Source organism: Pseudoalteromonas sp. S1650 (genome assembly GCF_005887195.1).
GTDB lineage: Bacteria > Pseudomonadota > Gammaproteobacteria > Enterobacterales > Alteromonadaceae > Pseudoalteromonas > Pseudoalteromonas simplex.
On sequence record NZ_PNDF01000020.1, the window covers coordinates 20,648 to 33,390 of the forward strand.

Annotated in this window: 14 protein-coding genes; 12 read left to right on the plus strand and 2 right to left on the minus strand. The window is 41.4% G+C overall.

Annotation, left to right across the window (positions count from 1 at the left end):
- Positions 1 to 8 precede the first annotated feature (8 nt).
- From CWB80_RS06350 to tsaD, 3 genes are all read left to right on the plus strand, one after another.
- Positions 9 to 374 (plus strand): putative signal transducing protein, encoded by a 366-nt coding sequence (locus tag CWB80_RS06350; protein WP_054551074.1) that lies wholly within the window; start codon positions 9 to 11, stop codon positions 372 to 374.
- Entirely contained in the window at positions 358 to 948 is a 591-nt protein-coding gene (locus tag CWB80_RS06355; RefSeq protein WP_054551075.1) for a YjaG family protein, read from the plus strand. Before CWB80_RS06350 ends, CWB80_RS06355 begins: the two co-directional genes overlap by 17 nt.
- Positions 949 to 1,009: 61 nt before the next feature.
- Positions 1,010 to 2,023, plus strand: coding sequence for a tRNA (adenosine(37)-N6)-threonylcarbamoyltransferase complex transferase subunit TsaD (gene tsaD, locus CWB80_RS06360; RefSeq protein WP_054551076.1), 1,014 nt, complete (start codon positions 1,010 to 1,012; stop codon positions 2,021 to 2,023).
- A gap of 9 nt (positions 2,024 to 2,032) precedes the next feature.
- On the opposite strand, the gene plsY is transcribed toward tsaD, so the two are convergent.
- A complete protein-coding gene (plsY, locus tag CWB80_RS06365) occupies positions 2,033 to 2,635 on the minus strand; it encodes a glycerol-3-phosphate 1-O-acyltransferase PlsY (protein ID WP_138599657.1) in 603 nt (200 codons plus the stop codon).
- A gap of 227 nt (positions 2,636 to 2,862) precedes the next feature.
- On the opposite strand from plsY, the gene folB reads away from it, so the two are divergent.
- From folB to trmB, 8 genes are all read left to right on the plus strand, one after another.
- Positions 2,863 to 3,219, plus strand: a complete 357-nt coding sequence (folB, locus tag CWB80_RS06370; RefSeq protein ID WP_138599658.1) for a dihydroneopterin aldolase — start codon at positions 2,863 to 2,865, stop codon at positions 3,217 to 3,219.
- 2 nt (positions 3,220 to 3,221) lie between these two features.
- Positions 3,222 to 3,710, plus strand: a complete 489-nt coding sequence (gene folK, locus CWB80_RS06375) for a 2-amino-4-hydroxy-6-hydroxymethyldihydropteridine diphosphokinase (protein WP_138599659.1) — start codon at positions 3,222 to 3,224, stop codon at positions 3,708 to 3,710.
- On the plus strand, positions 3,707 to 4,510 hold the full coding sequence (locus CWB80_RS06380; RefSeq protein ID WP_054551079.1) for an undecaprenyl-diphosphate phosphatase: 804 nt from the start codon (positions 3,707 to 3,709) through the stop codon (positions 4,508 to 4,510). The genes folK and CWB80_RS06380 overlap by 4 nt, the downstream gene beginning before the upstream one ends.
- 160 nt (positions 4,511 to 4,670) lie before the next feature.
- The gene (mpl, locus tag CWB80_RS06385; RefSeq protein WP_138599660.1) at positions 4,671 to 6,014 is read left to right on the plus strand and encodes a UDP-N-acetylmuramate:L-alanyl-gamma-D-glutamyl-meso-diaminopimelate ligase; all 1,344 of its coding nucleotides are present in this window, start codon (positions 4,671 to 4,673) and stop codon (positions 6,012 to 6,014) included.
- 22 nt (positions 6,015 to 6,036) lie between these two features.
- Entirely contained in the window at positions 6,037 to 6,660 is a 624-nt protein-coding gene (locus CWB80_RS06390) for a flavin prenyltransferase UbiX (protein ID WP_054551081.1), read from the plus strand.
- Positions 6,657 to 7,586, plus strand: a complete 930-nt coding sequence (locus CWB80_RS06395; protein WP_063703115.1) for an ABC transporter ATP-binding protein — start codon at positions 6,657 to 6,659, stop codon at positions 7,584 to 7,586. Before CWB80_RS06390 ends, CWB80_RS06395 begins: the two co-directional genes overlap by 4 nt.
- Positions 7,586 to 8,353 (plus strand): ABC transporter permease, encoded by a 768-nt coding sequence (locus CWB80_RS06400; protein WP_138599661.1) that lies wholly within the window; start codon positions 7,586 to 7,588, stop codon positions 8,351 to 8,353. The genes CWB80_RS06395 and CWB80_RS06400 overlap by 1 nt, the downstream gene beginning before the upstream one ends.
- Positions 8,353 to 9,018, plus strand: coding sequence for a tRNA (guanine(46)-N(7))-methyltransferase TrmB (trmB, locus tag CWB80_RS06405; RefSeq protein WP_138599662.1), 666 nt, complete (start codon positions 8,353 to 8,355; stop codon positions 9,016 to 9,018). The genes CWB80_RS06400 and trmB overlap by 1 nt, the downstream gene beginning before the upstream one ends.
- On the opposite strand, the gene CWB80_RS06410 is transcribed toward trmB, so the two are convergent.
- Complete coding sequence (locus tag CWB80_RS06410) at positions 9,015 to 10,865, minus strand: EAL domain-containing protein (RefSeq protein ID WP_138599663.1); 1,851 nt, start codon at positions 10,863 to 10,865, stop codon at positions 9,015 to 9,017. The two genes, trmB and CWB80_RS06410, sit on opposite strands and share 4 nt — an antisense overlap.
- 248 nt (positions 10,866 to 11,113) lie before the next feature.
- On the opposite strand from CWB80_RS06410, the gene panP reads away from it, so the two are divergent.
- Positions 11,114 to 12,742, plus strand: coding sequence for a pyridoxal-dependent aspartate 1-decarboxylase PanP (panP, locus tag CWB80_RS06415; RefSeq protein ID WP_138599664.1), 1,629 nt, complete (start codon positions 11,114 to 11,116; stop codon positions 12,740 to 12,742).
- Position 12,743 lies beyond the last annotated feature (1 nt).

Sequence of the window (12,743 nt, forward strand, 5' to 3'; positions counted from 1 at the left end):
GAAGTGATTTGCAAAACAGTAATTTAAATCAACCTGCGAAGCAGGACCCATTCACTTGGGTAAAAGTGTTTCAGGCTGAAAATGGCTTAGAGGCAAACATTATTAAAGGGCTTTTAAAAAGTAAAGGGATCGAATCGCAACTGCAAGGTGAGCTTTTACAAGGGGCGCTTGGGGAGATCCCATTTGAACAAACAGGGGTCGATATACTTGTTTACGCATTAAAAGAGCGCCAGGCGCAAGAAATATTGCTAAACTACCGGCAATTAAAACAATCGGCTCCTGACTGGGTATGCCCAAAATGTCATGAGCTTAACGGAGCAACATTTGAAATATGTTGGTCTTGTGGGACTGTAAAGAATGACGAAAGCGAATAATTTTCAACGTATTAGAGAATTAAACTATTTGCAAAAAGCGGTATTAGGTGGTGCATTACTTGAGCGTATGCTGCCTAATTACAGCTTATTTAGTGAAGCAACAGGGTTCGGTGATGCCGCGGTTTTTCGTAGCGCATTGAGTGTTTGCTGGGAAAAAATCTTACTGCCAAAAAGTAAAATCAGCCTTGAAAAGCAAATTGAAAAAATAGAACCAAACGTGCCAGAGCTTACTGACTTTGACATGTTTGGCACCTATCCCGCAATCGATACAGCGACAGCTTTGCTTGGCATGCTGCACGGTTTGATAGCCAAAGATGAACAAGAGTTTTTAAATATTAGTAAAATTTCACAGGCCTCGGTGGCTCGTTTCATTGAATATCAACTAACAGTGGATGGTGAAATTGCTGATAACAAAGCTGTTCGTGAACACCCTTTAATGCAGTATGAAATTGATGTGCTTGCAGAGCTTATTGATTTTGTAGAGCAAATGGGCCGAATTACCTCAGAGAACGTAAAAGAGCTTAAGCAACTTGCGGTATCTGACGGTCAAACCAATATTGGTATTGCAATTTAATATTCAGTAATGCGTATTTTCACTGTAAAATACGCATTTGTTTTTCTTGGCGGAGTAATTGATGCGAATTTTAGGTATTGAATCATCATGTGATGAAACGGGTATTGCCATTTATGATGATGAACAAGGCTTATTAGCACATCAACTGTATAGCCAAGTAAAAGTACATGCTGATTATGGCGGTGTGGTTCCTGAGCTTGCTTCACGCGATCACGTACGTAAAACCTTACCTTTGATTGATGCTGCCTTTGCACAAGCGGGTTGTGGTCCTGAAGACTTAGATGGCATTGCATACACCGCAGGCCCTGGACTTGTTGGTGCGCTTCTGGTGGGAACCTCAATTGGTCGCTCACTGGCTTATGGTTGGAATATTCCAGCGGTTGCTGTACATCATATGGAAGGTCACCTACTTGCGCCAATGCTTGAAGAGGACAAACCGGAATTTCCGTTTATCGCACTACTGGTGTCTGGCGGCCATACTATGATGGTAAAAGTATCTGGCATTGGTGAATACGAAGTGCTGGGAGAGTCAGTTGATGACGCGGCCGGTGAAGCATTCGATAAAACCGCGAAGTTATTAGGTCTTGATTACCCTGGTGGCCCGCGTTTAGCAAAACTTGCGGAGCAGGGTACGCCTAAGCGTTTTGTATTTCCACGTCCGATGACTGATAAACCAGGCTTAGATTTTAGTTTTAGTGGTTTAAAAACGGCGGCATCGCTTGCTATTCGTGATAGCGATGATGACGAGCAAACCAAAGCTGATATAGCTCATGCATTCCAAACAGCGGTAATAGATACCCTAATCATTAAATGTAAGCGTGCATTAAAGCAAACCGGTATCAAACGTTTAGTGATTGCCGGTGGTGTGAGTGCAAACGTGCAATTGCGTGCGCAACTTGAACGAGTAATGCAAGGCATGAAAGGGCGTGTGTATTACCCGCGCACAGAGTTTTGTACAGATAACGGTGCAATGATTGCTTACGCTGGTATGCAGCGCTTAAAAGCAGGGCAGTTTGCTAGCCTTGATATGAAAACTAAGCCGCGCTGGCCTATTGATTCACTCGAAGCGCTTTAATTTACATCACTATTCCTGCTCTGGGGCTTTCTTCTTAGCCCCTACTTTAGGTTCTTCCCCAGCCATCAAGCGAGTAATGTTCGCTCTGTGGCGGAAAATTATCAGTACGGTTAAAAAGGTAACTGGCAGAGTATACAAAGGTTTTATCCACCAAGTATAAATAGGCGCTAATGAAACCGTAACCAGTGCCGCGAGAGATGAGTAACGCGTGATAGCAACAATTAAAAGCCAAGTTGCAATCAACATCCCCCCTAGCGATAAACCAATGGGTAATAACGTGCCAAAAGCGGTCGCGACGGCTTTACCACCTTTAAAGCTAAAAAACAGTGGATACATATGACCCAAACAAGCAGCTACACCAATTAAACCTAACATTAGTGGCTCTATCTTTAAAAAGTAAGCACCCCAAACAGGAATGGTTCCTTTTAAAATATCAAAGACAAGAACTAAAACAGCGGGGACTTTACCACCAAGGCGATAAACATTTGTAGCACCCGGGTTATTCGATCCATGACTGCGTGGGTCTGGTAGTTTAAACAGCCGAGATACAAGGATAGCGGAAGAGACCGAACCTAGTATGTAAGCCAAAACTAACATTAAAACTTCTAACACGCGCTTCCTTATTTTTTAATCTGCACTTTTGGGCTATCATTGGCGGCAAAACCATTTGCCACTCTCGTCGAGTCGGATGTAAGCACCCTATGCAATGCATCTATTCGTTATTGTAGGGGTAATTTTTACATATTAAAACAGTATGACAGCTTATATAGCGCATTATTAAAATTAATAAGCGTTAAGGCTGAGTATTGTTTTTAATATTTATGTCGCTTGGAGTATCAATGGACAAGGTATATATATCACAACTGCACGTAGACACCATCATTGGCGTGTATGATTTTGAAAAAGAAAGTAAACAAAGCCTGTATTTTGATATCGAAATGTTATGTGATATTTCTGCCGCAGCGGCGACAGATGATATAAATTTGGCTCTTGATTATGCCAAAGTGAGTGAGCGAGTGATTGAGCACACAACGGCAAAACCTGTTGAGTTACTAGAAACTTTAGTTGAGCAATTAGCTGCCATTATTTTAGCTGAGTTTGCGACCAGCCAAGTCACTATTCGCGTGAGTAAACCAGCCGCAGTGCCACAAGCGCAAACTGTTGGAGTTGAGATCACCCGATGTAAGGCAAATTAGAGATGGCGCAAATTTTTATAAGCCTAGGTTCTAATGTCAATAAAGAGCACTATCTTCGACAGGCGCTTATCGCGCTGAAAGCTTACTTTCCTGATTTTATTCATTCATCAGTATACGAAAGTGAAGCGGTGGGGTTTGCAGGTAGTAATTTTTATAATTCAGTTGTTGCAGCAAAAACAGATATGCCATTAGCTGAACTATGTAAATTACTGAAAAAAATTGAACTTGATAATGGCCGCACCCGTGAAGATAAAAAGTTTAGCCCGCGGACATTAGATCTCGATTTATTGTTTTATGATGACATTATCTGTGAAACACCTGCGCAATTACCGCGGGATGAAATAACCAAAAATGCGTTTGTATTACAGCCTCTTGCTGAAATAGCGCCTGATTTTTATCACCCCGTAGCTAAGCTAACTTTGGCTGAGTTATGGAAGAATTATAACAACCCCCAACAAAAACTATGGAAGGTGGAGTTTTCTAACCCATGAGTATTATTGAGATAATTGTTTTAGCCCTGATCCAAGGATTGACTGAGTTTTTACCTATTTCGAGCTCAGCGCATTTAATTTTACCCTCACAAGTTTTAGGTTGGCACGATCAAGGCTTAGCATTTGATGTGGCTGTTCACGTTGGAACCTTAGGTGCAGTTGTATTGTACTTTAGAAAAGAAGTGGTCGATATTCTTGGTGCTTGGTTTAAGTCGTTTGGTGCACAAGGTGCAACCGATGATAGTCGTTTAGGCTGGTGGATTATAGTTGCGACTATTCCTGCATTATTAATTGGTTACTTATTCAAAGATTTTGTAGAGAGCTACTCGCGTAATGCATGGGTTATTGCCACCTCAACCATCGTATTTGGTTTGCTACTTTGGTATGCCGATGCTAAAGCAAAGCAAGTTAAAAATATTTACCAAGTAAACTTTTTTAGTGCGCTATTGCTGGGCTTTTCACAAGTGCTTGCTATGGTATTCCCTGGTACATCCCGTTCAGGTATTACTATTACAGTGGGTTTAATGCTGGGCCTAAACAAACAAAGTGCTGCGCGTTTTTCATTTTTAATGTCAATTCCAGTTATTGCTGCAGCAGGTTCATATTATGTGTATCAGTTGGCTACTGCAGGTGAGGCGATTGATTGGCATGCAATTTTACTAGGCGCTGGCTTATCTTTTATATCTGCGTATGCGTGTATTTTCTTTTTCTTAAAAGTGATTGAGCGCATGGGCATGATGCCATTTGTTATCTATCGCTTACTATTAGGTGTTGGTTTGTTTGCATTCTTAATGTTGTAAAATAGGCTTTAAACTTAATCCAAAAACACCTCACGTTGAGGTGTTTTTTTATGTTGGCTATTTGGCAAAAGTCTAATGCCGTGTAGTAATGGTAAGTAAAGCTTATATTTGGCATTATAGCGCCTTACTTATCTCTTATTCATTTTGCTCAGGACAGTAGATGCATATTCATATTCTTGGAATTTGTGGCACCTTTATGGGTGGTATTGCCGCAATCGCTAAATCGTTAGGTCACACAGTGACAGGCTCTGATCAAAATGTGTACCCGCCGATGAGCACACAATTAGAAGAGCTAGGTATAAAGCTCACTCAAGGATATGACGTTGCCCAACTAGAACCTGCGCCAGATATGGTGGTAATTGGTAATGCTATGAGTCGGGGCAATCCTTGCGTTGAGTACGTACTTGATAAAGGCTTACCTTATACATCTGGCCCAGAATGGTTAAAGCATAATTTACTGCAAAATTCGTGGGTGTTGGCTGTAGCAGGCACACACGGCAAAACAACCACAGCTAGTATGCTAGCATGGTTACTTGAATACGCTGGAATGACACCGGGCTTTTTGATTGGTGGTATCGTGCAAAACTTTGGTGTGTCTGCTCGTGTTGGCGAAACACCATTTTTTGTTATTGAAGCCGACGAATACGACACGGCGTTTTTCGATAAACGCAGTAAATTTGTACACTACTTACCGCGTACCTTAATTCTGAATAATCTTGAATTTGATCATGCTGATATTTTTGAAGATTTAAACGCGATAAAGAAACAATTTCATCATTTGATGCGTACATTACCCTGTAGTGGCAAAGTAATTTGGCCAAGCCAAGACGAAGCACTACAAGATGTGATTGAACGTGGCCTTTGGAGCGAAAGCGAAACACTGTTAGGTGATTGGGATTACCGCTTACTTAAAGCTGATGGTAGTGAATTTGAAGTGCTACTAGATTCACAAGTAAAAGGTGTTGTCAGCTGGCAAGCCATGGGCGAGCACAATGTCAAAAATGCCATAATGGCCATTGCAGCAGCCAGACACGTAGGCATCGCGGTATCAGTCAGTATTGCAGGCTTAGCTGAGTTTATCTCTCCTAAGCGTCGTATGGAGCTGAAAGCCGACATTAACTCAATAAAAGTGTATGACGACTTTGCCCATCATCCAACGGCAATTAAAACGACCTTAGCAGGGCTACGTGCAAAAGTAGGCACTGATAAGATAGTTGCTATTTTAGAGCCTCGTTCAAACACTATGAAAATGGGCGTGCATCAACAAACCTTAATTGATTCACTCGATGCAGCAGATGATGTGTATTTATTTGAGCCAGAAAATTTAAGCTGGTCGCTGAAAGAATATGCAGACAAAGCAGGTATGCATTGCATGAAAAGCACTGAGGAAATCATTACTCAGGTTGTTGGCAACAGTGCGCCGTCACAACATATTTTAATTATGAGTAATGGTGGTTTTGAAGGTATTCATCAGCGTTTAATCACTGCTCTTGAACAAAACTAACCAGTATACGGAGCTTAACTGTATGCAATTTAAAGATAAAATAACGTTAGCTTTTAGTGGTGCCTCTGGGGCTCCTTATGGCTTAAGGTTATTAGAAGTATTACTTGAACAGCAGTTTCAGGTGTATGTATTGATTTCAAGTGCGGCAAGAGTGGTCTTTGATACAGAATCGAATATCAAACTTTCGGGTAATGAAGACAAAGCGACAGAGCAACTGAGTACACTTTTTAATGCCGCTCCTGAGCAACTTAAAGTATTTGGTAAAGACAACTGGTTTAGCCCTGTTGCATCTGGCTCTGCTGCGCCGAAAAAAATGGTGGTATGCCCGTGTAGTGCAGGTTCAGTATCTGCAATTGCGGTCGGGGCATCAGATAACTTACTCGAGCGCGCCGCTGACGTGGTCATTAAAGAGCGTGGGCAGCTGATTTTAGTCCCGCGTGAAACGCCATTTAGCGAAATCCACCTTGAAAACATGCTGAAGCTAGCACGACTAGGCGTAACTATTATGCCTGCGGCACCGGGCTTTTATCATCAACCAGAGCAGATTTCCGATTTGGTTGATTTTATGGTGGCGCGAATTTTAGATCATTTAAACATTGAACATACTTTGACGAAACGTTGGGGTTATGGAGAGGGCAAACAGTGAGCGAAAAAACGATCGCATTAAATATTGAAGGCCTAAAAAAGGTTTATAAAAATGGTGTTGAAGCCGTAAAAGGCATTGATTTACAAGTTCAGCAAGGCGACTTCTTTGCCTTACTTGGACCAAACGGGGCAGGTAAATCAACCACTATTGGTGTTATCTCATCGTTAGTGAATAAAAGTGCCGGTCGAGTACAGGTATTTGGTCACGACATTGATACAGACCTTGAAGCAGCTAAGTCAGAACTTGGCTTAGTACCGCAAGAATTTAATTTCAGTCAGTTTGAAACACTAAATCAAATTTTGGTGAACCAAGCGGGCTATTACGGTGTACCAAGAAAGCTGGCGCATGAGCGCGCTGAAAAATACTTAAAGCAGCTTGGTTTATTTGAGAAAAAAGATAAACAAGCGCGCACCCTTTCAGGTGGTATGAAACGCCGCTTAATGATTGCTCGTGCACTGATGCATGAACCTAAATTACTCATTTTAGATGAACCAACAGCGGGTGTTGATATTGAGTTGCGCCGCTCTATGTGGGATTTTCTTCGCGAGATAAATAAGCAAGGTGTGACCATCATCTTGACTACCCATTACCTTGAAGAGGCTGAGCTGTTATGTAAAAACATCGCGATTATCGACAGCGGTGTGATTGTTGAAAACACCACGATTAAAGCGTTACTTGCCAAGCTTGATAAAGAAACCTTTGTACTGGATTTAAAGCAACCTGTGCAGCCAATTAGCATCGACGGTTACAAATACACACTGACTGACGACCACACTTTAGAAGTTGAAGTGGCGAAGTCTCAGGGCTTAAACCAAGTATTTAGTGCGCTGACTGAACAAGGTAATACTGTGCTGAGTATGCGAAATAAAGCAAACCGATTAGAAGAGTTGTTTGTAGGCTTATTAGAACAAGGGCGAGGCGAATAATGTTTAGATATGGAGTAGCGCTAAAAAGTATTTGGATCAAAGAGTGTATTCGCTTTTTACGTATTTGGGTGCAAACCTTAGTTCCGCCGGCAATCACGATGAGCCTGTATTTTGTGATTTTTGGTAATCTGATTGGTTCTCGTATCGGTGATATGGGTGGCTTTAGTTATATGGAGTTTATTGTCCCAGGTCTGATTATGATGTCGGTGATCACCAACTCTTACTCGAATGTTGCCTCGAGTTTTTATTCGACTAAATTTCAAAAAAGCATTGAAGAGCTCTTAGTTGCACCAGTGCCAAACTACATCATTGTACTTGGCTACATGGGCGGTGGTATGACACGAGGCATGCTGGTTGGTTTAATTGTTACCTGTGTCTCTTTGCTATTTGTTGATATTCAAATTCATAATATTTTTGTGATTATGGCTACGGTTATTTTAACGTCGGCTGTGTTTGCATTAGGCGGACTTATCAATGCTATTTATGCTAATAGCTTTGATGATATTAGTATTATCCCAACCTTTATTTTAACGCCGCTAACTTATCTCGGTGGAGTGTTTTACTCTATCACCTTGTTGCCAGAATTTTGGCAAGGCGTATCGCAAGTAAACCCAATTATTTATATGGTGAATGCATTTAGATATGGCTTCTTAGGTGTGTCTGATGTCGACTTATCGGTAGCATTTGGTGTACTTGGTTTATTTATTGTGGGGTTATTTATCTTAGCATTAACCCTTATTAAACGTGGTGTGGGGCTTAGACACTAATGACGGATGCAAATTCGAGAAGTATTGTATCGAATCAACCTGGCTTACATGAAAAGCTAGACGAAATTGTTTTAAAGCACTTAAGTGCTGAATTTAAAAAGCCGATTGCAGAGCATACGCAAGCGGCTTTTGATCAGGTAAACGAAAAGGTGCAAGCGTTTGCAGGGCCTATTATTCTTGATTCCTGTTGTGGTGTGGGTGAAAGCACCGCAAACTTAGCAAAGCGCCACCCAGATGCGTTAGTGATTGGCATTGATAAATCATCACATCGTCTAGATAAGCATGATATTGAATACAAGCAAACAGATGCGGGGCAGTACATTTTAGTGCAAGCTGATTTAAACGATTTCTGGCGCTTGGCGGTGGCTGCAAACTGGCAACCAAGCCATCACTATCTGCTGTATCCAAATCCTTGGCCAAAAGCCAAGCACTTGCAAAGACGATGGCATGGCGCTGCTATATTTCCGTTTATCGTTAAATTAGGCGGTCGCTTAGAGCTCAGAAGCAATTGGGATATATACGTTAAGGAATTTGCCCGCTCATTAGAGCTTGCTGGGCATGAGTGCGATGTTGAGCTGTATGAGAGTGATATTGCCATTACCCCATTCGAACGAAAGTACTGGGCCAGTGGTCAACAAAGCCACCGCTTGGTGATCAACCTTTAATGAATATAGGGAGTTGGCGGTGCAAAATGACTCCCTTGCATTAAAGTAACACCTGCACGAGCAAGCGCGTCTGCTATTTGTTCGTTATCAACTTGCTCAGCGATTACATCTAATTTGAGTTGCTGAGCGTATTTCACCAAGTTTTCAATAAACAGATAGTTATCTTTATTAGTATGAATTTGGCTTACCAACCCTTTATCTAATTTCAAGCCATCGATCTCAAGCTTCCTAATGTGAGGCAAGTTTGAAAAGCCTGCGCCAAATTCATTAATAAAAACCTGAGCACCTTTATTCTTTAAAGTGCTAATAAAGGTTTTTATTTCACCAAAGTAAGCAATCGCATCGCGTTCATGGAATTGAAAGATAATATTATGGGGTTGCGGATAACGCCTTAGCTGTAATTCAAAAAACTCGCTCAAGCTTGGGTCAAGGATATCCTGTGCGGTAATGTTGATACTCCAGCGTACATTGGTTTTCCTAAATTGCTCAATACAACGAGTAAATATAGTACGTCTCAAGGGGCCATCCATGCGTGAGCGCTTTAGTACCATCATAAAGTAATCAGGTGCGTGAATACGACCAGTTGAACTTACCATTCTGGCAAGGCATTGATAATGATCTACGGCCTTACTTTGGTTGTTATAAATTGCTTGAAAATAAGGCACTATGCGATTGTTATCGAAGGCTTCTTTGACTTCTTTAGCAAGGAAAACGTTACTTTTAAATTGTTCTTCAACTTGTTTAAAAACATTTTCATAGCGTATTAAACGCTGGTTGTTTAGTTTGGCCTGCTGAAGTGCTATGTGGGCGTTTTCTATCAGTAATAATTTATTACCTGTAGCGACACCTGCGGATAAGCTGACATAAATAAACGGTTCTTTCAGTGCTGGGATCGCATTGTTAAAAGCGTTTATTACTTCGTCGATATTATGCTCATCAGTATGAGTACGTAATAATGCGATTTTATTGGTTGTTAAGCGGTAAATACCGCCATCACGAGGTATACGTGATTGAAAATACCTAAGTATGTTAGCCATCACTTTATCACTCACTTCACTGCCATAAAAACTGCTGATGTCTTCAAGCTCGTTGATGATGATAATCGCCAATTCCATACGGTGTTTGGTCGTTTTCTTTATGTGATATTCAAGGGCAACATGATTAGCGAAGCCAGTGCGGGCATCTGTTGAGAGGGAGCGTTTAAGCTGTAAGAAATATAATCCTGCTATAAGTAATGCAATAAAGAAGAAAAAGCTACTGGTAACCATCGCCCTTGTAACGCTTTGCTGAAGCTGCTGGTTTAAGTCACTTATAGTAATGTCTGCGCCAGTTATATAAGTTTGGCCATTATCATCGACAAAAGTAACAAAGATACTTTTAAAATACCCCCATTGATCCTGCGATATTTCAAAAACGGGTTCGGTCGAATAAAAGGCTTCTTTGTTAAGTTCTGTCGCTTCGGGGTAGGCATCTAAAAACTGTGTGACACGACCAGTGTTTTGATCTTTTTGAGTGTAACTTGAGGCGCTAAAGTAGACTTTGTCATCGCGAAGGACCATTGCATACACATAAGCAAGTTGCATTTGCTTTGCGTACTCTGAAAGGGCAAGACTCTTTTCTTTGTAGGTAGAGCTGGAAATAGGTAGACCAGCATTGACTGTATTATGGTAGTCATCACCTAGGATATGCTTGACACTGACCGCGGCATTTAGCAATTTGCTATCGATATTTGCCATGATCTCACTACGTGTGGTTTCATAGGTATAATAGATATAGCCAAATAAACTAATAAAAAAAACGGCGAAACCATATAGCAGCCAGCTAGTTTTTTGCATTCCTTTGGGCATAAACGTTCCCTTTGCGGTTATCGTTTGATTATACTTAAAAAATACTTCTCTGATAGTATAAATTGACCGCAAATTTCATCAATAAATCATTTTTTTGTCATCGAAATTATGCCTTTTTAGCTTTATGCGAGACATTTTCGTGATATTCCAGTAAAGTTAGCCAATTTCGTAGCAACAGTGCCGCAAAAGTGTTCACCAAGATGTCCCATCATCAGGTGCATTTTTAGCTGCTAATTATGGGTATTAGGATGGATCAAAAGCGTTGTGCCGTCGCCTCTAAAGAAAGCTTGATTCGTATTTTTACGGTGCCAGAAGCACCAGACTCGACATTAAGTAAAATCGAATCTGAAATTTCTAGCAACTTAGCTGGGTTCTTAAATGAGAATATAGCTGCAATTGAAAAGCCTTTGCACGAAATTGAAAAAGACTTTCAAACGGCCACTATCCCAGAAGAGCCAACCTTTGTTTCTGATTATGCTCAAGATATTATGGAGCAGTTGGTTGCTCATTCAGTGCACACTGCTGCACCAAGCTTTATTGGTCACATGACCTCAGCGTTACCGCATTTTGTGTTACCGCTTTCTAAATTAATGGTCGGTCTAAACCAAAACCTAGTAAAAATTGAAACTTCAAAAGCATTCACACCACTTGAAAGACAAGTTTTGGGCATGATGCATCACCTTGCTTATGGTGAAGACGACAGCTTTTATAGTAAATGGATGCACAGTGCGAAAACGTCATTAGGCGCATTTTGTTCAGGTGGCACTGTCGCTAACATTACTGCGCTATGGATTGCCCGCAACCGTTTATTAAAAGCCGATGGTGACTATAAAGGCATTGCTGCACAGGGATTAATCGCTGGAATGCTGCACTATGGTTACAAAGGCTTAGCTGTGCTTGTTTCTGAGCGAGGCCATTACTCATTAGGTAAAACCGTTGATCTACTAGGTATTGGTCGCGATAACATTGTCGCAATTGCAACCGGCGAAAATAATAAAGTCGATGTCGATGCGATGCGTAAAAAGGCTCATGAGCTTGAAGCGGCTGGCATTAAGGTAATGGCACTTGTGGGTGTTGCAGGGACGACTGAAACAGGTAGTATCGATCCACTAAATGAAATGGCTGATTTGAGCGAAGAACTTGGCTGTCATTTTCATGTCGACGCTGCATGGGGCGGTGCAACCTTACTTTCTTCAAATTACCGCCACCTTTTAAGCGGTATCGAACGCGCTGATTCAATTACCATTGATGCTCACAAACAAATGTATGTGCCAATGGGAGCGGGTCTGGTGTTATTTAAAGACCCTGCAGCGACGGATGCTATTGAGCATCATGCGGAATATATTCTTCGTAAAGGCTCAAAAGATTTAGGCAGTCATACCCTTGAGGGCAGCCGCCCAGGTATGGCAATGTTAGTGCATGCTTGCTTACGTGTTATTGGCCGTAAAGGCTACGAGATGCTAATTGATCGCAGTATCGTGAAAGCGCGCACTTTTGCCGACATGATCAAGCAGGATGAAGACTTTGAGTTAATCTCAGAGCCTGAGCTTTGCCTATTAACCTATCGTTACGTACCAAAAGAAATCCAAGCGAAACTGAAAGATGCAGACAAAGAAACGAAATTAGATATTTACGCTTCGTTGAATCGCTTTACTGCAAGCATGCAAAAGCGTCAGCGTGAAGCGGGTCGCTCTTTTGTATCGCGTACACGTTTAACACCTGCAAAATATGACCATCAGCCCACCGTGGTTTTTCGTGTTGTATTAGCCAACCCGTTAACCTCTAAAGCAATTCTAAAAGATATTTTAGCGGAGCAAAAAGAGCTGGCGAAAACCGACCCGGTATTTAAAAAATATTTAAGTAAGTATATGGATTAAC